This is a genomic window from Sneathia sp. DSM 16631, assembly GCF_014892235.1.
GTDB classification, from domain to species: Bacteria; Fusobacteriota; Fusobacteriia; order Fusobacteriales; family Leptotrichiaceae; genus Sneathia; species Sneathia vaginalis.
In genome coordinates this window covers 32,871-51,927 of the sequence record NZ_JADBHL010000009.1, presented here as the reverse complement: position 1 = coordinate 51,927, position 19,057 = coordinate 32,871, and the positions used below count along the sequence as shown (strand labels likewise).

At 25.8% G+C, this 19,057-nt stretch carries 21 protein-coding genes; 5 read left to right on the top strand and 16 right to left on the bottom strand.

Annotation, left to right across the window (positions count from 1 at the left end; genetic code table 11):
* Positions 1-166: 166 nt before the first annotated feature.
* From IMK15_RS06730 to IMK15_RS04655, 10 genes are all read right to left on the bottom strand, one after another.
* Complete coding sequence (locus IMK15_RS06730; protein WP_192942069.1) at positions 167-289, bottom strand: class III lanthipeptide; 123 nt, start codon at positions 287-289, stop codon at positions 167-169.
* Positions 290-616: 327 nt separating this feature from the next.
* Positions 617-1,018 carry a hypothetical protein gene (locus IMK15_RS04695; protein ID WP_192942068.1) on the bottom strand — a complete coding sequence of 134 codons (402 nt, stop codon included), beginning with the start codon at positions 1,016-1,018 and terminating at the stop codon, positions 617-619.
* Positions 999-2,582 (bottom strand): ABC transporter ATP-binding protein, encoded by a 1,584-nt coding sequence (locus IMK15_RS04690; RefSeq protein ID WP_192942067.1) that lies wholly within the window; start codon positions 2,580-2,582, stop codon positions 999-1,001. The genes IMK15_RS04695 and IMK15_RS04690 overlap by 20 nt, the downstream gene beginning before the upstream one ends.
* 1 nt (position 2,583) lies before the next feature.
* Entirely contained in the window at positions 2,584-5,130 is a 2,547-nt protein-coding gene (gene lanKC / locus IMK15_RS04685; protein WP_192942066.1) for a class III lanthionine synthetase LanKC, read from the bottom strand.
* Between the two features lie 142 nt (positions 5,131-5,272).
* Positions 5,273-6,730, bottom strand: a complete 1,458-nt coding sequence (locus tag IMK15_RS04680; RefSeq protein WP_192942065.1) for an NFACT family protein — start codon at positions 6,728-6,730, stop codon at positions 5,273-5,275.
* A 1-nt stretch (position 6,731) separates the two neighbouring features.
* Positions 6,732-7,391 (bottom strand): MarR family winged helix-turn-helix transcriptional regulator, encoded by a 660-nt coding sequence (locus IMK15_RS04675; protein WP_046328240.1) that lies wholly within the window; start codon positions 7,389-7,391, stop codon positions 6,732-6,734.
* An 8-nt stretch (positions 7,392-7,399) separates the two neighbouring features.
* Complete coding sequence (rpe, locus tag IMK15_RS04670; protein WP_192942064.1) at positions 7,400-8,029, bottom strand: ribulose-phosphate 3-epimerase; 630 nt, start codon at positions 8,027-8,029, stop codon at positions 7,400-7,402.
* On the bottom strand, positions 8,026-8,889 hold the full coding sequence (gene rsgA / locus IMK15_RS04665; RefSeq protein ID WP_285161998.1) for a ribosome small subunit-dependent GTPase A: 864 nt from the start codon (positions 8,887-8,889) through the stop codon (positions 8,026-8,028). Before rsgA ends, rpe begins: the two co-directional genes overlap by 4 nt.
* Positions 8,876-9,703, bottom strand: coding sequence for a PASTA domain-containing protein (locus IMK15_RS04660; protein WP_192942063.1), 828 nt, complete (start codon positions 9,701-9,703; stop codon positions 8,876-8,878). The genes rsgA and IMK15_RS04660 overlap by 14 nt, the downstream gene beginning before the upstream one ends.
* Before the next feature lie 36 nt (positions 9,704-9,739).
* A complete protein-coding gene (locus IMK15_RS04655) occupies positions 9,740-10,447 on the bottom strand; it encodes a transaldolase (protein WP_192942062.1) in 708 nt (235 codons plus the stop codon).
* Between the two features lie 118 nt (positions 10,448-10,565).
* Here IMK15_RS04655 and IMK15_RS04650 point away from each other — a divergent pair, with 118 nt between their 5' ends.
* The gene (locus tag IMK15_RS04650) at positions 10,566-12,200 is read left to right on the top strand and encodes a formate--tetrahydrofolate ligase (protein WP_192942061.1); all 1,635 of its coding nucleotides are present in this window, start codon (positions 10,566-10,568) and stop codon (positions 12,198-12,200) included.
* Positions 12,197-12,655: a peroxiredoxin gene (locus IMK15_RS04645; RefSeq protein WP_192942060.1), complete on the top strand. Its 459-nt coding sequence runs from the start codon at positions 12,197-12,199 to the stop codon at positions 12,653-12,655. Before IMK15_RS04650 ends, IMK15_RS04645 begins: the two co-directional genes overlap by 4 nt.
* A 78-nt stretch (positions 12,656-12,733) precedes the next feature.
* Here the strand turns inward: IMK15_RS04645 and rpsP are convergent, their stop codons facing one another.
* From rpsP to IMK15_RS04615, 6 genes are all read right to left on the bottom strand, one after another.
* Complete coding sequence (gene rpsP, locus IMK15_RS04640; RefSeq protein ID WP_046328233.1) at positions 12,734-13,000, bottom strand: 30S ribosomal protein S16; 267 nt, start codon at positions 12,998-13,000, stop codon at positions 12,734-12,736.
* Positions 13,001-13,019: 19 nt separating this feature from the next.
* Positions 13,020-14,324, bottom strand: a complete 1,305-nt coding sequence (gene ffh / locus IMK15_RS04635) for a signal recognition particle protein (protein WP_046328232.1) — start codon at positions 14,322-14,324, stop codon at positions 13,020-13,022.
* Complete coding sequence (locus IMK15_RS04630; RefSeq protein ID WP_046328231.1) at positions 14,317-14,646, bottom strand: DNA-binding protein; 330 nt, start codon at positions 14,644-14,646, stop codon at positions 14,317-14,319. Before IMK15_RS04630 ends, ffh begins: the two co-directional genes overlap by 8 nt.
* Before the next feature lie 61 nt (positions 14,647-14,707).
* Entirely contained in the window at positions 14,708-15,481 is a 774-nt protein-coding gene (locus IMK15_RS04625) for an ABC transporter permease (protein ID WP_192942059.1), read from the bottom strand.
* Positions 15,481-16,248 (bottom strand): ABC transporter permease, encoded by a 768-nt coding sequence (locus IMK15_RS04620; protein WP_192942058.1) that lies wholly within the window; start codon positions 16,246-16,248, stop codon positions 15,481-15,483. Before IMK15_RS04620 ends, IMK15_RS04625 begins: the two co-directional genes overlap by 1 nt.
* 78 nt (positions 16,249-16,326) lie before the next feature.
* Positions 16,327-17,127, bottom strand: coding sequence for an ATP-binding cassette domain-containing protein (locus tag IMK15_RS04615; protein WP_192942057.1), 801 nt, complete (start codon positions 17,125-17,127; stop codon positions 16,327-16,329).
* A gap of 157 nt (positions 17,128-17,284) precedes the next feature.
* Here IMK15_RS04615 and IMK15_RS04610 point away from each other — a divergent pair, with 157 nt between their 5' ends.
* The 3 genes from IMK15_RS04610 to IMK15_RS04600 are packed head-to-tail and all read left to right on the top strand — an operon-like array spanning position 17,285 to position 19,020.
* Entirely contained in the window at positions 17,285-17,650 is a 366-nt protein-coding gene (locus IMK15_RS04610) for a GntR family transcriptional regulator (protein WP_192942056.1), read from the top strand.
* Positions 17,637-18,338, top strand: coding sequence for an ABC transporter ATP-binding protein (locus IMK15_RS04605; protein WP_192942055.1), 702 nt, complete (start codon positions 17,637-17,639; stop codon positions 18,336-18,338). Before IMK15_RS04610 ends, IMK15_RS04605 begins: the two co-directional genes overlap by 14 nt.
* The gene (locus tag IMK15_RS04600; RefSeq protein WP_192942054.1) at positions 18,331-19,020 is read left to right on the top strand and encodes an ABC-2 transporter permease; all 690 of its coding nucleotides are present in this window, start codon (positions 18,331-18,333) and stop codon (positions 19,018-19,020) included. The genes IMK15_RS04605 and IMK15_RS04600 overlap by 8 nt, the downstream gene beginning before the upstream one ends.
* Positions 19,021-19,057 lie beyond the last annotated feature (37 nt).

The window sequence follows — 19,057 nt, the reverse complement described above, 5'->3', positions numbered from 1 at the left end:
TTCTTAACATCTTGTTTGCTATTTTTTTCTTCCATTGTCCTTGTCTTTATTGACAATCACTATATTACCAAATTTAAACCCCTTTGTCAATATCTTTTTTTTATTTTTTTTATTTTTGTTCTTTAAATATTGATTTTACTGGCTTTAACTGTATTGTTTTAATATTTTAACATGCAAACCAACTTGCACTACTATTTTGTTTGCAATTAATACTATATGTTGATTGTTCTCTTAATAATAAATCTTGTTTTTTTACCAATTTTTGTAGATTCAAAATTTCTTTTTCCATAAAATTTCCTTTCTTATTTCAACATGCGAATAAACTTATACTGCTGTTATTTGGATTACAGCCCAATATGCTTATAGTAGAAGCATTATCTTTATTTCTTAAAGAAATAACTGCTTTTACTTGTAATAAAAGAATTTCATCCAAAATTAATTTCATAATCACTACTACTCCTATTCATTAGGCACACAAGCGAACCAGCTAATAGAGCTTACTTTTTTACACATAAAACTATTAGTAGAAAAACCTTTTGTTCGCATTTCACCATTTAGAACTGATTTAACTTGAAGCCTTAAGATTTCATCTGAGATTGTTCGCATAATTATCACCTCACTTAATATTATTAATATATCTCTCTATTTCAGAAATGCATGTAATAGTTGCCATAACTTGTGTATTTTGCGTAGTCATTATTACAACACTTTTCTTCTTATAGAATTTAAATATACCTTGATGAGTATTTATATATTTAATAGTGAAATCTTCTTTATTATTTTTTTCAAAATCTTTAATACTTTGATCATGAATAAATGCCCATGAGTCAATATTTAATAATTTTGTAAGTTTTTCTATATCTTTATTTTTAGTTAAGGTTATTTCTTTATCTGCTATATTTATTAAAACTATATTATTTAAATCTACACCTACATTAACTGCTACTGTTGGTTTAAAGCAACTAAATAGAGTTAATAAAAGAAAAATAGATAGAAATTTAATAATTCTTTTTCTCATATATATTTTCCTTTCTCAAATAAATTATTTTTGAATTTTCTATTATTTCATCTTTATTATGAGTTACTATCACATATATTCTTCCTTTTCTTGTTCTTTTTATATATTCTTTTAGCCATAGTTTTCTACTGACATCTAAATTGGATGTAGGCTCGTCTAATATTACAAGTTGTTTTTTTGCAAATAGCTTATTTACTAACATTAAAAATTGTAAATCTCCACCTGACAAATTTCTAACATCTTTATCTTCATTTAATCTAAAAAAATTTAGAATAAAATCTTCTTTTATATCAGTATTTTTTAAATAATCCCTCACTTTGCCATCAAGCATATATATTTTTTGAGGTACATTAGAAATGTTATTTTTTCTTAAATCTAACATATCAATATCTATGTAATTTACTCCATTTATTTTTAATAATATATTTTTGTCATTAATTATTCCATTTAATATCTGGATTAGTGTTGTCTTGCCACACCCATTTTCTCCTATAATATATAGGATATCTGATAATTGTAAATCTATTTTCAAATCTTTAAATAACTTTTTATCATATCCATAAGTAATATTTCCTTGAAGATTATAGACTTCACTTATTAATTTTTCCCCATTTCGTTCTTCTTCAAAATTCAATAACTCATCATTTCTTTTATCAGCAACTTTAAAGGTAATATAATCTCCTGCTAAGTTATAATAATATTTAATAGTATTTTCAGTAATGTTAAAGTATGAACTTACAACAACTAAACTACCTACTGTCATTTGTTTTTTTATAATAAAATATATTCCTATAATAATAGTTATAATTTGAAATATTAATGCAATGCTATTTTGAGATAGATTAAATATCGAAATTAAACCTATGTATTCCTTAAAGCTTTTAATATATCTTGAGAAAAATGATGTCATTTTTTTATTTTCATTTCCATATTCTGAATTTATTTTAATATTATACATATATGTAAATTGTTCGTTCATAGTTGAATAATATTTATTTTGCATTTCTCTAATTTCAAAATTTTTATCTTTTAACGGCTTCTTAAACAAAGAAAATATAGCAAAATAAATTGGCAATATGCAAACGGTATAAATGAATAAATATATATTTATATTAAATATTAGAATCAGGATTATAAGTAATTTAAATAAGTTAATGAAACTTGTAAAAATATTAGAAAGTATAAAATCACAACAAGTTATCGTATCTTGTTCTATCCTTTGATAGAGATAGCTTGTATCAAATTTTTTAAATTCAATATATGGAATTTTTCTCAATTTATTTATTATTTTAAATTTAAGTGTAAATTGTAGTTTTTCATTAGTTATTGAATAAATATAGCTATATATTATATCACTAACACCACTGATAATTAGGCAAAAAATCAACAATATACCAAACAATTGAATTTTTTTAATATTTTCAATTTGTATAAGTGCATTTAAAAATCTTCCATTAATATATGGTATTAAAATTATTAATAAATTTGTTAATATATTAAAAAACAACAATAACATTATATTAATTTTAAAGCTCCAAATCAGTATTTTTAAAATCTTTTTCATATTATTCCTCAATTAACGGTAAAAAACCTAATTTATTATTATGCAAAATATCTAGCAGTGCTAAAACTATTCCTGAAGACCCTGAGAAAACATCATTTGATAAACGATACGAAAAATCTCCAGGCGTAAACAATTTATTTTTATCTTTTATTAAAAATAGATTTAACTTTTCTAAAACTAATTTTGTATATTTATTATCATTTAAATATGGTAATATTGTAAACATACCACTTGCTCCCCTAAATAATCCTATACCATAATAACTTCTACAATTTAAAACTTTTAAAATCTGTTCTTTTTCCATATGAAACGCTTTTTTGTCTACCAATATATTATATTTATCAATAGAATATATTATTCCAGCACTACCACTTAATATATATGGTAAAAGTCTATTTTCATCTTTGACATTTAATGAGCCGTCATTTTCATTTATTTTACAATCTTTTAAATCCTCTTTTATCATATTAAAAACTATATTATATTCATTTAGATTAAAAAATTCCAAATATTCCATTATAAAAACACTTACACCAGACCATCCTTCAAAAAAACCATTAGGTATAAAATCTATATCGCAAGAGTATAATGGTTCTTTTTGATTAAAAAGCTGTATTATTCTCTCATAAATTTTATCTAAAAAATTTTTTATACCTTTATTTTTTGTTTTTTTATAATATCTTAAGAAAGATAATCCAATCCCTGCTAAACCTGATAATATTGATACATCTTTTATAACAGAAATATTACTATCAATATATTTTATAGTTGACTCAAATATTATATTGGCTTCTTTTTTTAATCCTATGTTGTACAATACATTTGCTATACCTATTTTGCCAGTAAATAACCCATAATCATTAAATTCATCAAATTTTGCATGACTTCTTATCCATTTTTTATTTGTTTTTGTAATATTATTTGTTTTATATAAGGCTAATATTGCACCATAAGCACCTGTTAGAATATTATATTTTCCTAATGGAGATAAATATTGTCGTATATCTCCATGTATAAATTGTTCGTTCCCAATGTCTGATTTTATACCTTCAATTAATCCATCAATTATGTCCTTTATTTCTTTTTCATTTCCTTTTGAAATATATTTAAATTCTTTTTTTAAACTCAAAGCTAAATTCAATTCTCTAGATTTAAAATTAGCTAAGTTTATACATTGACTTATAAGTGATTGTATGAAATTAAAAATATCTATTCCAAATTTATCCTTTATATATTGTAAATGATTATATCTTAAATTATCAGTTAACATTTCAACTGATCCTATAGGTAAAAATACATATTTAATCAATTGAATAAATGCATAATAATCTTTTTCAAGATTATTTTTTGTTCTATTATCTACAAATCCTATAGTCATTAAATCCAAACTATCTATATCACTAAAAAATGAACTTGTTTCAAAATCAATAAATTTAATCTCATTATTTTCTAGTATTAATATATTATTAGGTTGTAGATCACCTAGTGCTATACCATACGAATGTATTTTTTTTAGTCCATTAAATATGTTTTTTAATATATTTTTAATCTGTTCAATGTAAGTATCGATATTTTTTGAGTTAAATGAGAATGGAAAATTTTTAGATAACCAATCACTTAGCGGAATACCATTTAAATATTCTTGTGCAAGGTAATAATTTTCCCAAGTTTTAAAAAATTCTATAAACTTAGGGGTATATTTTGAATTTGTTAAGATTTTTAATATTTTAGCTTCATTTTTTAATCTGAAAGTTGCATCTTTTAACGCTCCATCTAAGCCAGCCTGATTTCTAGCTTCTTTTAATATAACATCCTTTTCTTTATATTTTGCTTTATAAACTCCACCACCATTACTAAAATGTATAGCTTCATTTATTTGAAATTTTCTAAATTTTTTAGTGCCTCTTTCATTAATTTTTGTTTCTTTTTCAGAATGAATTACAAATTGTGGTTCTTTAATAAAATCTGGTAAATAATAATATGGGACTCTTTTATCTTCAATAAGATCTCCATTATTATTTTTTATACAATATATTTCTTTTTTATTAACAACCTTTATTATGGGCATAAATCCACCATAACGAAAATACAAATTCCCATTTTTCCACCTTTTATCATTTAAGATATATGGACCTTTTTTATATCTATCTACTTTAGGCTGTAATTCATTTAAAATTTTTTTTAATTCTTTTTCATTTCTAGGGTAAATAGTAATAAATTTACCTGAACTTGATCTGTCTGCATATTTAGAATTTTTAATCATAAGTTGTGTTAAACTTCTAACGTATTTGAAAGAAATATGATTTTTAATAAGATATCTTGAAGTAGTTGTTAGAATATTTTGAGCTTTATCTAGAGTTGAACTAACATGTATTTTCCAACCTTGACTAGGTAATTTATCATTAACAAAATTAACCATAACCCAATGTTCTAAAGTATCTTTTAATATATACTTATCATTAATTTTAATTTTAAATAATTTGTCATTAGAAATTCGTTTAACATAATATTTATTGTCTGTGAGATAATCCATATACCTAAAATCCATAAGTATCATACCTCCTTTTTCATGTTTAGTATAGCCTATTTTTTTAATAAATCAAGTGATATTCAAAAAAAGTTGTAATTTATTTTAAATCATGTTTAATAAATATAATGTATAATAAAATGTGTAAATCACTTTATGTAATCTACACACTAATACTCTTATAATTCTTATATATTACCTGTCCTTTTTTTGCACCAGGTATTTTTTTTACAAATTTTTTCATACAATAATCAACTGTTCCAGAAATTTTATTTTTTGAATTTTCTACTGCTAATTTTGCAGCATATTGTATTATATCATCTGTGATATTATCGCTTTTAACCAATATATGCGAACCTGGAACATCTTTTATATGAAACCAATAATCATTTGGCTTTGCTATCTCAAATGTTATTTTTTCATTTTCTGTGCTATTTCTTCCGATGAATATAGTTGCTCCATTATACTCTTTTTTGCATAAATTTCTTTTACTTTGTTTAGTTGACTTTAATTTGTCCTTACCTTGTATTCCTAACTCTTTTTCAATTTCTTCTAAACCTAATATATCTGTTTCATTCTCAGTATAATGTAACTGTTCCTTATAGTACTCTAGTTCTTCTTTTATATCTTCTTCTCTTTTAAGTAAACTTTCTTGTCTTCTCTTACATTTAGCATATTTTTGATAGAGTTTTTCAACATTCTTACTTGGACTAAGACTAGAATCTAATTGTATTTCTATTTGTTTATTGTTATAGTAATCAAATAATTCTATTTTTTCTTCTTTGCCCTTTAATTTATATAGATTAGAAACTAATATATCTGCTTTTCTTTTATACTCTTCATAGTCTTTATTTTTTTCTAGGTCTACAGGAATCTTATTTAGTATAAGTTCAAGTCTTAATATATTCTTATTTATATACTTAAGCAATGGTCTTTTCTTATTCTCTATTAAGCTTAATTCAGAATTAGTTTTAAAGTAGGCATTAAGACTATCATTTAAACTATCATATTTAGTATATGGGATATCTAAAAACTCATTATATGTCAACATATTATTTTCATATATCAGCGCCTTATAGCTTCTTTCAAACTCTTCTTGCTTACTCTTTTCCAATTTCATCATATACTTACCATATTTATTAACGGTTTGTGGAAATACATAATTTGAGTTCTTTATTTGCTTTCTTTTAGCATTCATATTAGTAAACATATTAGTTATTATCACACTATCTTCATTCACTAAAAGCACATTAACTTCTTTACCTAATAATTCATATATTAACCTATAGTTTAAAATATCTCCAGTTATATCCATCTTTTCAATATCTACTATTATTATTCTATCAGAAGGTCTAGAATATATGTCCTTTATTAATCCTCCTTGTATATATTTTTTTAATTGTAGTATAAAGGAACTGGTATACTCTGTATTTCTCAATTTTTCATCTTTGCTAAATACTATAGCTACCTCTTTATTTTCAAAATACAAGTCCTTCTTACCACAAAAAATTGAAAAGGAATTTTTGTCATATGCTACAATTTTACCAATTTTATTTCCCTTAAATATTTCATTTAATTCTCTTGATAAAAATTTTATCCCTACTGTGTCTAAATATATCATGTTATCTTCCTTTTTTGCATAGTATTAATACATCGTCATCTCTATTTATTTTTCTCTTCTTATTATCTATTTTCAATAAAATACTATCTTTATCTTTCTCAAGTATCTTAACTTTTTTCCCAATATTAAGTCCATCAGCTACTAAATACTTTAATTTATTATCATCATTTATCTTTATGTCTATAATAACTAATCTATCATCTACTCTAAAATTAAATATATCTACAGGTTCAATACTTTTTTTTATGTTGTACAAATTAGAAGTTATTTTTCTTAAAACATCAGAAAAAACTTGTAGATCTTTCTTATCAACATTCTCAGTTATTTGTTTAAATAATGTTGTATTAAAATTCCCGTGATACTTTAATGCTAGCTGACCTTTTTTTGTAAGTTTAATATATACTATACGCTTATCTACTTCATCTTTTACCTTGGCTATGAATTGCTTTTTTTCTAACTTATCAAGAGCCAATGAAATAGTACATACTTTTACATCCATTCTATCTGCTAATATTTTTACTGTTGTTTTCTTATTACCTATACTATCAATTATCTTCATTTCATTTGCAGTCATACATCTTATAGTATTATCTACATTAACTTTTTCTACTTTATAATAAATACTATAGAAATCATCTAAAGTCTCTTCTATTTTTCTCATACGTCTACCTATTTTAAACTTTCTATTCTCTGTTTGTAGTCTCCACCAAATACATATGAACCAGCAACTAGTATATTAGCTCCTGCTGTTTTAGCTAATTTTGCTGTTTTATCATTTATCCCTCCATCTACTTCTATGTCTATATCAGGATAAAGTTCTCTTAATTTTTGTATTTTATCTAAAGCTTGTGGTATGAATTTTTGCCCACCAAACCCTGGATTGACTGACATAACTAGTATCATATCTAATAAATATGCAACATTTTCTAAAACAGAAATAGGCGTTGCTGGATTTAATGCAACACAAGCTTTTACGCCATATGATTTTATTAAATTTATTGCCCTATCTAAATGTTTTGTAGACTCAGCATGTATAGTAATACTATTTGCACCTGCATCTACCATATCTTTGATATATCTTTCTGGATTTTCTACCATCATATGTATGTCAAATATTAGCTTTGTATGTTTTCTTATCGCAGATATTACATCTTTACCAAAGGTAATATTAGGAACAAAAGCTCCATCCATAACATCTAAATGTAAATGTGTTGCTCCCGCTTTTTCTATGTTTATAACTTCATTTTTTAAATCACTAAAATCTGCTGATAATAGTGAGGGCGCTATGTGTATATTCATCTATCCTCCTTAGTTATTATACTAGTATACATTAAATATCTAGTTTTACTTATACATCCATCTTCTACTGCATTTTTTATACTACAACAAGGTTCATTTATATGCAAACAATCTCTAAATCTGCACTTTCCTATATATTCACTAAACTCATTAAACCAATGCATGGGTTCTCTTTTATCTTTAAACGGTGGAACTTCAATACTTGAATATCCTGGGGTATCGAAAATACAAATCCCCTTATTTTCAAAATACTTTGTAATTATTGTAGTATTTTTCCCTTTTTTTGTCTTCTTACTTATTATATCAACACTCATTACTCTTGTATCCATTAAATAATTTACAAGACTTGATTTACCAACACCACTTAATCCCGATAAAACTATATTTTTACCTACTAAAAACTCTTTTAATTGATTTGTACCTATGTTTTCTTTTAGACTAATAGGAAAGATTTGTAAGTCTTTAAAAATATTAGATAAATTCTTTAAAAACTCTTCCAATTCCTCTTTACTTACTAAGTCTATCTTACTTAATATCAATACTCTATTAACACCTTTACTATCTATCCATAGTAAATTTTTTTGAAAAGATGTTAAATCAAATTTTGGATCTTTTATTGCATAAACTAAAGCAACATCGTCTATATTTGCTATTAATGGCCTTGTTAAATAGTTTTTTCTATCGTATATTTTTTCTATAACATCATCATTAAATTCTACATTATCTCCTATAATACAATTTAATTTATCATTTTTTTTCTTAAGTGACCCTTTTAATTTTAACATATACACTTTATCATTTGATTTTACTTCATAAAAACCTTGTGTTTTACCTACTACATAGCCCTTAATTTCCTTCACTTCCTTCTTTATTATCTTCTGTATTATTACTATCTACAGCCTTCTTTATTATCTCATCTATATTATCTTGCTTTATTTTTTCTCTATCTGCACTTGTTGTATCATTAGGTGCACTAATTACTACACTAACTTTTGTACCTTTACTTACTGACATATTTGGTGCTGGGCTACAAGAAACTATCACATTTGAAGGATAAGTTGTATTATCTACTTTAGTTATGTCACTAATCTTTAATCCTATTTGTGCTAAAACTCTATTTGCTTCATTAACATCTAACCCTACTATATCTGGCATTACATTTTTATCCATTGTTTCTTTAGTTGAAACTAAAAGACATATTTTTTCACCATAAGCTATTTTTCTTGTATTAGGATAAATTGCTAAAACTGTATTATCATCTGCATCTGTGTGGATATAGTCTACACGCTTTATCTCTATATTATTGTTTTCTAAATAGCTCATAGCTTCTGTAAGTGTTTTACCTACTAAATCTGGCACTTCATTACTCTTATTATCATTAACGAATATTTTTATAACCCTATTTTTCTTTACTACTTCTCCTGCAATTGGTAATTGTGAGTAGATATAGTTAATGGGTACATCGCTTGATCTTGTACTTATTACATTAGCATAAAGTTTTGATTTCTTTAATTTCTTTATTGCATCATCCTTATCCATATTAGTTACATCAGGTACAACAACCATAGTCTCATTAAAGAAATTATCGATAATTATATTTTTTGATAAAAATATTAGGATTAAAACCAAAAATATATTTAATATCATTATCCTTTTTCTCATTATACTTCTCACAATACTACCTCCTAAAAAAGGGCTAGAAGCCCTATCTTATTCAAAAACACTAAATCCTAAATTAGATATATCTTTTGCAAAAGTTTTAACTGTATCATAAGATAAGTCTAATAAACTTTCTCCTCTTTTACCATATTTATATATTATTTCATTAGGACATGTTATAATATCAACTTTCAATGATTCAGCTTGGAATATATTATACACTTCTCTTGTACTTGCCCATAGAAGTTCAACTGAACCCTTCTTTTCATCACAGATTCTTCTTGCCTTTTCTATTATCGGCATATGGTCATGTCCTGCATCTGAAATTCTACCTGCAAACACTGATACATATCCTTTAGATTTTTCGTTTATAGCATCTACTGCTTCTCTTACTTGTTCTAATGTAAAGACAGCTGTTACATTTACTTTAACACCTTCATCTGATAATTTCTTTATTAATTCTTTTGTACTTTTTCTATCTGTAGTCATTATAGGGATTTTTACGTATACATTATCTGCCCAACTAGCTATTTCTTTTGCTTCCTTATACATTGTTTCAAAGCTATTAGTAAACACTTCAAATGAAACAGGCACATTCTTAATATTTTCTAAAACTTTTTTAGAAAATTCTCTATAACTTTTAACTCCACCTTTTTTCATTAATGAAGGATTTGTTGTAAACCCATCTATTAATCCACTTTCATATATTTTTAGCATTTCTTCTAAGTTTGCTCCATCTGCAAATATTTTTATCGCCATCTCTTTTTACCTCCTACTTGTCATGATAAATTATACCACATTTTTTACATTTGAACTATAATATAAACATATATTTTATTAATTTTAAATATATGGTATAATATCTTGAGGTGATTAAATGAACGATATTGAAATATCTAGAAATACAAAATTAAAAAACATACGAGAGATATATCGAAATATTCACATACATGATGACGAAGTTTATGTTTATGGAGACTACAAAGCTAAAATTAAACTTAATATTTTTGATAGACTAGAAACCAGATCAAACGGTAAATTGGTATTAGTTACTAGCATTACACCTACAAAATATGGAGAAGGTAAATCTACTGTAACTATAGGTCTTACACAAGCATTTAATTTACTAAATTATTCTTCAATAGCAAGTATAAGGCAACCTTCAATGGGACCTGTATTTGGTCTAAAAGGTGGTGCAACAGGTGGGGGTTACTCACAAGTTTTACCAATGGAAGATATTAATTTGAATTTTACAGGTGATTTTCATGCAATAACAGCCGCTCATAATTTGATTGCTGCAACAATAGATAATCATATCTACTGGGGAAATGAACTTAAAATTGATAAGGATAATGTATATTTCAAAAGAGTTACAGATACTAATGATAGAGCATTAAGAAATATACTTATTAAAGATAAAAAATATGAAAGAAGTTCTTCATTTCAAATAACGGCAGCAAGCGAGTTAATGGCGATACTTTGTCTTAGTGAAAATTTAGAAGAACTTAAAGAAAGAATAGGAAATATTGTGGTCGCAAAATCACTAAATAATTCCTTAATAACTGTAAAAGATTTGGGTGTAGATGGTGCTTGTGCTGTAATACTTAAAGATGCAATTTTACCTAACTTGGTGCAAACAACAGAAAATACCCCTGTTTTAATTCATGGTGGACCTTTTGCAAATATTGCTCATGGTTGCAGTTCAGTAATTGCAACAAAACTAGCATTAAAGCTCTGCGATTATACAATAACAGAGGCTGGATTTGCAGCAGATTTAGGAGCTGAAAAGTTTTTCGACATAAAATGTAGATTGTCGTCTATAACTCCTGATGTTGCAGTTTTAGTTGTTACATGTAGAGCAATAGAAGAAAATGGTCTTGAAAATTTAAAAATTCATATTGAAAATCTTCGTAAATTTAATATCCCTATTGTAATTGGGATTAATAAGTTTAACGATGATACTGTAGAACAAATAGATAAGATTAAGGATTTTTCTAAATCTGAAAATATTTCTTGCTGTGTAGTTGATGCCTATTCTAAAGGAAGTATTGGTGCTGTTAATCTTGCTAAATTAATTGTTAATGAGATTAATAAGACAGAAGATTTATCTAATAAAGAAGTGGAAAATAATAATATAGAAACATTTAACTACCTTTATCCGATAGATATACCTATAGAAGAAAAAATTGATACATTAGTAAAATCTATATACCGTGCAACAAACATTAAATACTCTGATTTAGCACTTGAAAAACTAAAATTCTTCAAAGATAAAGGTATAGACAAGCTACCTATCTGTGTTTCAAAAACACCTATGTCTATTACAGATGACCCTAAAATTAAGATACCTAATAATTATACTTTCAATGTAACAGATATTAGACCAGCATTTGGAGCAGGATTTGTAGTTATTATGTCTGGAAATATTATTGATATGCCTGGTTTACCTAAGATACCTAATGCATATAATATAGATATTAATAAAAAAGGAGAAATAGAGGGATTGTCATGATTAATGTAGGCGATGTAGCGTATAATTTCAGTTTACCTGATTATACAAATACAATGTATACTTTAAAACAATTTAGAGGAAAAAGAGTTGTTCTTTATTTTTATCCTAAAGATGACACTATAGGATGCACACAACAAGCGTGTTGTTATAAGAAGTTTTACAAAGAGTTTTTAGAACTTGATGTAGCCCTGATAGGTATTTCTATAGATTCTACCGAATCACATGCGAAATTTAGAAATAATTTTGACTTACCTTTCTTACTTCTATCTGATTCAACAAAAGAAGTATGTGAACATTATGATGTACTAAAAGAAAAACAAATGTTCGGTAAGAAATATATTGGCGTAGTTAGAACTACCTATATAATCGACGAAAATGGATTAGTAGAAAAAGTTTATGAAAAAGTTAATCCAAGAGAAGATGCCGAAATGGTATTGAAATATTTGAAAAAGTAGTATAAATCGGCTATAATCAGCCGATTTTTTTGTTAAAAAAAATGACCCCCACATTGTAGGAATCAATTTCTATTTACCTTATTTTCTCTTTGATTCTTCAAATTTTGCCCATGTTCCTGTCTTAACTAATAAAGATTTAACAGTTTGTGTAGGTTGTGCACCATTAGATAAGAATTTTAAAACTTCTTCTTCATTAACCTTTACTTGGTTTTCAGCAAATAAAGGATTAAATGTTCCAAGATATGCTACTGCCTTTCCATCTCTTTTTCCTAATGCTTCCATTGCAACAATTCTGTAAACTGGTTGTTTCTTTCTTCCTAATCTAGTTAATCTTAATTTTAACATTTATATACCTCCATATTTTTTAAAACATTTTTCCAAATCTTCCGCTATTTAACATCTTAACCATTTGTTTCATTTGTTCATATTGTTTTAATAGCTTATTAACATCACTAACATTTGTTCCACTACCCTTAGCTATTCTTTCTTTTCTAGAAAAAACTTTTAATAGTTGTGGATTACGTCTTTCTTGTACAGTCATTGAGTAGATTATAGCCTCAACTTTTTTCATTTCTTTTTCTGCTAAATTCATATCTATTCCGCCAAGATTTACACCAGGTAGCATTTTCATAATACCACCCAAAGATCCTAATCTTTTTATCATTTTAAACTGCTTTAGAAAATCTTCAAAATCAAATTGATTCTTTCTAAATTTGGCTTCCATTAACTTAGCTTCTTTTTCATCTATAACATCTTTTGCTTTTTCTACTAAAGACACTACATCTCCCATACCTAAGATTCTTCCAGCTAATCTATCAGGATGGAATTTAGCTATATCTGATAATTTTTCACCTTCACTTATGAATTTGATAGGTTTACCACAAACTTCTTTTATTGATAATGCAGCACCACCTCTTGTATCACCATCCATTTTTGTTAATACAACACCTGTAATGCCTAATGCTTCATTAAAGCTCTTTGAAACATTAACTGCATCTTGTCCTGTCATTCCATCAACTGTCAAAAGAATTTCATCTGGTTTAAAATTATTTTTAATATTTTTCAATTCTTCCATCAAGACTTCATCTATATGTAGTCTCCCTGCAGTATCTATTATTACGTTATTTACCTTATTCTCTCTGGCAAAATCCATACCTTGGCTAACTATGTTGATAGCATCTTTGCTATCATCAATTGTAAAGTTCAATGCTCCTATTTTATCTGCCAATACTTTTAATTGTTGTTTTGCTGCAGGTCTATATACATCTGCCCCTATTAGAAGTGTTTTTTCATTTTTTAAGTATTTAGCTAATTTTGCTGCAAATGTTGTCTTACCTGCTCCTTGCAATCCTACAAGCATTATTACTCTTATAGAGCCTTTCTTTTCGTTTAACTCTACATTAGTCCCACCTAAAGTTTCTGTCAATTCATCATTTATTATTTTAATAAATTGTTGCCCAGGATTTACACCTACAAGAACGCTAGAACCCATAGCTTTTTCTTTTATTCTTGAAACAAAATTCTTAACTACAGTATAGTTAACATCTGCTTCAAGTAATGCCATTTTAACTTCTTTAATTGCCTCTTTAATATTAGATTCTGTCATTTTACTTTGACCACTAATTGTTTTCATGGCTTGTCTTAATTTATCGCTTAAACCTTCAAACATCACTATTTCCTTCTAACTCTTGTATGAGTTCTTTTAAATATTTCTTATCAAAATTAAAATATATTTTTTTTAAAATATCCAGAGTCTTTTCTCTATTTTCTAATATTTTTAAATTCTTTTCATAAAAATCTAATTTCTTACAAGCTCTTCTAATATTATCAAAGACAGCCTGTCTTGAAACATTCATAGCATTCGCTATTTCTGTAAACGAATTATCTTCCTCTAAAAATGCTTCTAGATACAATCTTTGTTTCCCAGAAAATAGTGGCTTATATGTCTCAAATAGATTTGAATATTTAACAAATTCTTCTATCTCTTTCATAACAAAGTAATTCTACATTAATTCAAAAAAAATGTCAAGCTTTTTTGCTTGACATTTGTATTTAATTTGCTGATTGATATCGTTCTATCGACTTAAACCACAATCTATACACTACATTAGATAAGATAATACAAGTTAGTAAGTAAACCACTGTATTAACTAAATCTACCTTAGATTGCAAGATATTTACTGGTAAATTATATACATATGCATAGGCAATTATGTATGTTAATACTACTTTTATACTACTAGGATATATATTTTTAGGATTTTTACCTAAATCTTCCAATATTTCTGCAACACCAAATAGTGCTGTAGCTCTGTCAGTATAAAACGCTATCATAGCTATTAACGTATTAATTATTGCCATATATACTACTCCAATTAGAATAGATAGTACATACATTATTATTTTACTCAATCCTAATGTTTGATAACAAAGCAGAATTACTTGCAATACTGTGTATAGTATAAAGGTTACAAGACTTTCTAAATTTATCCCATAAAAAACATAGTAAAAAAATGAGTTTACAGGTCTAATGAAGATATAGTCCATTCTTCCATACAAGATATCTGTTATTATCTTATTATTCCCATATGAAAAGATCATATAGTATAGGCTGGTTATGACATGACCAGTAATGATTAGATTAAAATAGTCATATCTTGTAAATCCTGCTATAGTTTTTGTATATTTAAATAGGATAAATCCTGTAAATATTTCAAGTAAGAAGAATAAGATAGATACTATGAGCATTATAAAGCTGGTAATTCTAAAGTTTATCGTTTGTAATATACTTAACTTTACTAACCGTTTAAATATTTTAATATTCATTATGCACCCATCCCTTCATATTTTTCTAGACCTTTTTTCATCATAAAATTATATGCCATTTTAAATATTACAAGCCAAATTAACCCTGCAATTATATACTTCACATTTTCACTAACACTTAGTGAATTTTGTAAACTCTTCGTTAAAGAAAATCCTATCATTGAAAAAGGATTATATTTAACTACACTATATATTGGCTTTGGTAGTATATCTAATGGAAATGTAGTACCTGATAGAATATAGTATATTCCATTAACTAAACCTATCAAGGGCCATGTTTCTAACATCCAAAATCCTAAACAGGCTAATGTTTGTTCGATATAGAAGTACACGAAATATATTATTACAAACAACATTAAAGTTAACAATATATTCTTATTCTTATACACTATACCTGAACCCAAAAATATTAAGAGCATAAGAAAATTTTTTAATGCATTTTCTCCCAAGTAGAAAAATAGTGACTCGCTCTCAATACTTATTGGTCGTATTATATATGTTGATAGTTGTCCGCTATGGACTAACTCTCCTATTCTTGTTACATTTCTAAAATCAAATAAATAATGTAGCATATTTACAATAAATATATACACTATCATTTCTTTTTTTGTATATGCTCCTATATCTGTATTATTTTGATAAATGCTTAACCACATATACAATATTGCTAAAAATGAAAAAATGTACATAAATATTTGAGCTAACATATTGAATCTATATTGAAAATTAATCAATATCCTATTTTTGCTTATTTTTAAATATTTCATAAATTATCTCATCCAATTCCTTTGAACCATTCTCAATATTCTCTACGTTATCTAAAGAAAGTTCAAATCTTTTTTCATTTATTTTTTTATACGCTGGAAAAACACATCTTTTGTATCGATATAGTATCTATACTCGGCTTTATATTTTTCTTTTAACTTATCTAAAGGAATATCTAAATGCTTTTGTCCTTCTATTATAACTATTATTCTCTTACATACTGCCTCAATATCTTTCATATAGTGGCTTGTAAGTAATATTATATTCTTTTCTTTCTTGTTAATCTCATTCAAAAACTTATATATAGCTTTTTGACTTACGATGTCTACTCCTATAGTTGGTTCATCTAAAAATAAGATCTTAGGTTTATGAATTAAAGAACAAATTAACTCAAATTTTAATCTCTCACCTAAAGATAATTTTCTAACAGGAATATTAATTTTCTTTTCTAAATTCAATAACTTCAAGAGATATTCTAGTCTTTCGGTATAATCTTTATCAGATATCTCATAAATATCTTTTAACATAGATAAGGTTTCACTACTAGGTAAATCCCATATTAACTGACTTTTTTGTCCCATTACTACACCTATATCTTTTAAATATCTCTTATCTTTAGTATATGGTGTATAACCATTACATTTAACAGTCCCCTTATCATAATTCAAAATCCCTGTTAATATTTTTATTAACGTAGTTTTACCAGCTCCATTAGGACCTAATATACCTACAACTTCTCCATCATTAATTTCTATATTATCTATATTTAACGCTCTAACCTTTTGGTATTTTCTATTGAATAATCCTTTAATATTTTCTAGAAATCCCTGTTTTTGTTCGTATATAGTATAATAAAATTCTAAATCTTTTACGCTTATCATACACTCCCTCTTTCTATTTTCTTATTTTTTTAATTCTATCATCATTTTTATCACCTCTTTCTTGGTACAGAATAGCACTTTTTCAAAAAAAATACAAACTTCCTCTTGACACTTCGTGTGTTATAGTATACTATATAAGTATACAAGGGGGTAACGTATGAATTTTGATAATACTAAGCCTGTATACCTTCAACTATGTGATATTTTAATTCAAGATATAATTAACGGTAAATACAAGGCAAATGAAAAAATACCTTCTATTAAGGAGTTCGCTAAAAAATATATTGTAAATCAAAATACTGTTATACATGCATATAAAGAACTTGAAAATATGGGTATTATAGTTTCACAAAGAGGTTTAGGATACTTTATAGTAGACGACAAACATCTAGTAAAAAGTTTTTCTAAGGATAAAATCAATCAAGCTATAAATGACTTTTTAGTTTCAATAAAGCAATTTAATATAAGTAAGGAAGAACTTATAGAATACATCAAGGAGGTAGATTTTGATGCTATCAATTAAAAATTTAATAAAAAAATACAAAAACAAATCTGTTTTAAAAAATCTAAATTTAGAGTTGAATTCTGGTGAAATATTAGGCCTTTTAGGACCTAACGGTTGTGGAAAAACAACTTTAATGAAGATACTTTCTACAACTAACAGCTATAACTCTGGTGAAATAGTGATTAATGGTGAAAAATTAGGATATATCACAAATAAATATGTTGCATTTTTACCTGATACTCCTTTTGTCGATAAAAGTGACACAATAAAAAAAGCAATTGATGAATATTCATATTTTTTTGAAGACTTTGACTGTACAAAAGCTGATATATTACTACAAAAACTAAATTTAAATAAAAATCAAAAAATTTCAACATTATCTAAAGGTATGGTTGAAAAGCTACAATTAATATTGATACTTTCTAGAAATGCTAAGCTATATATATTAGATGAACCTATAGCAGGTGTTGATATTGTTACAAGAAAAGAAATAATGAAATTAATTACAGAAAACATTAATCAAGATTCTTCTGTAATAATTACTACACATTTAATAAGTGATATTGAACAACTTTTCGATAAAGTTGCTTTCTTAAAAGATGGAAAGATAGATAAAATACATGATGTAGAAACTATTCGTTATGAAACTAAAAAGTCTGTCGAACAACTTTACATAGAATGTTTTGGAGGTAATATAAATGATTAAATACTTTAAATATATACTAAAGAAAGATTATAAGACACTATTCTCTTCTGCTTTGTTACTAATATTTTTAATACTTTTTACTTGTTTTTTAAATAAAGAACACAATAATAAACCTATTTTTGTTAGCTTAATAATATTTTCAATGGGTTATGTATTTTTCATAGCATATCGTTGTATTGCTTTACTAACAAAAGACTTGTATTCTAATGAAAAATACTTTACATTTACACTACCTATATCAAAAATAGGTATAGCATTTGGAAAATATCTTTATGCACTTTTGTATATAATAGTAATGCAAATATCTATATTGATTATTATATTCCTTACTTCATACAATAGAATAATGGCATCACATGTTGATATTAAAAATCAAGTTATTTTTCCATCACTTACATTTATCACATTCTTTATTCTATTGTATTCAGTATACTACGTTCTTTTAGTAACAGGAAAAATACTATTAAAAAATGAAAAAATAGCTAAAGCTTTCGCAGTTGCATTATCAATAATAATTATTTCAATTATTTTAAATATTGTAACAAATTTACTATTCGATAGACCATATAATCTAGAAGTATACAGACTAGCCTATATAATATTATCGTTAGTGTATATTTCAATATCAATAATACTAACAGGTATTTCTGGTATTCTATTAGAAAAATATTTAGATGCATAGTTCAATTGCTTTTTTTCAAAATCATTGTATAATTTGG

Bases quoted from the DNA above. Each gene is read 5' to 3' on its own strand.
- IMK15_RS04655 (WP_192942062.1), bottom strand. From the start codon at position 10,447: ATGGCGATAAAAATATTTGCAGATGGAGCAAACTTAGAAGAAATGCTA.
- IMK15_RS06730 (WP_192942069.1), bottom strand. From the start codon at position 289: ATGGAAAAAGAAATTTTGAATCTACAAAAATTGGTAAAAAAACAAGAT.
- rpsP (WP_046328233.1), bottom strand. From the start codon at position 13,000: ATGTTAAAATTAAGATTAACTAGATTAGGAAGAAAGAAACAACCAGTT.
- IMK15_RS04650 (WP_192942061.1), top strand. From the start codon at position 10,566: ATGAACGATATTGAAATATCTAGAAATACAAAATTAAAAAACATACGA.
- IMK15_RS04605 (WP_192942055.1), top strand. From the start codon at position 17,637: ATGCTATCAATTAAAAATTTAATAAAAAAATACAAAAACAAATCTGTT.
- IMK15_RS04680 (WP_192942065.1), bottom strand. From the start codon at position 6,730: ATGATATATTTAGACACAGTAGGGATAAAATTTTTATCAAGAGAATTA.
- IMK15_RS04615 (WP_192942057.1), bottom strand. From the start codon at position 17,127: ATGATAAGCGTAAAAGATTTAGAATTTTATTATACTATATACGAACAA.
- IMK15_RS04645 (WP_192942060.1), top strand. From the start codon at position 12,197: ATGATTAATGTAGGCGATGTAGCGTATAATTTCAGTTTACCTGATTAT.
- IMK15_RS04600 (WP_192942054.1), top strand. From the start codon at position 18,331: ATGATTAAATACTTTAAATATATACTAAAGAAAGATTATAAGACACTA.
- IMK15_RS04690 (WP_192942067.1), bottom strand. From the start codon at position 2,582: ATGAAAAAGATTTTAAAAATACTGATTTGGAGCTTTAAAATTAATATA.
- rpe (WP_192942064.1), bottom strand. From the start codon at position 8,029: ATGAATATACACATAGCGCCCTCACTATTATCAGCAGATTTTAGTGAT.
- lanKC (WP_192942066.1), bottom strand. From the start codon at position 5,130: ATGGATTTTAGGTATATGGATTATCTCACAGACAATAAATATTATGTT.
- IMK15_RS04675 (WP_046328240.1), bottom strand. From the start codon at position 7,391: ATGAGAAAAATAGAAGAGACTTTAGATGATTTCTATAGTATTTATTAT.
- IMK15_RS04625 (WP_192942059.1), bottom strand. From the start codon at position 15,481: ATGAATATTAAAATATTTAAACGGTTAGTAAAGTTAAGTATATTACAA.
- IMK15_RS04630 (WP_046328231.1), bottom strand. From the start codon at position 14,646: ATGAAAGAGATAGAAGAATTTGTTAAATATTCAAATCTATTTGAGACA.
- IMK15_RS04610 (WP_192942056.1), top strand. From the start codon at position 17,285: ATGAATTTTGATAATACTAAGCCTGTATACCTTCAACTATGTGATATT.
- IMK15_RS04620 (WP_192942058.1), bottom strand. From the start codon at position 16,248: ATGAAATATTTAAAAATAAGCAAAAATAGGATATTGATTAATTTTCAA.
- ffh (WP_046328232.1), bottom strand. From the start codon at position 14,324: ATGTTTGAAGGTTTAAGCGATAAATTAAGACAAGCCATGAAAACAATT.
- IMK15_RS04695 (WP_192942068.1), bottom strand. From the start codon at position 1,018: ATGAGAAAAAGAATTATTAAATTTCTATCTATTTTTCTTTTATTAACT.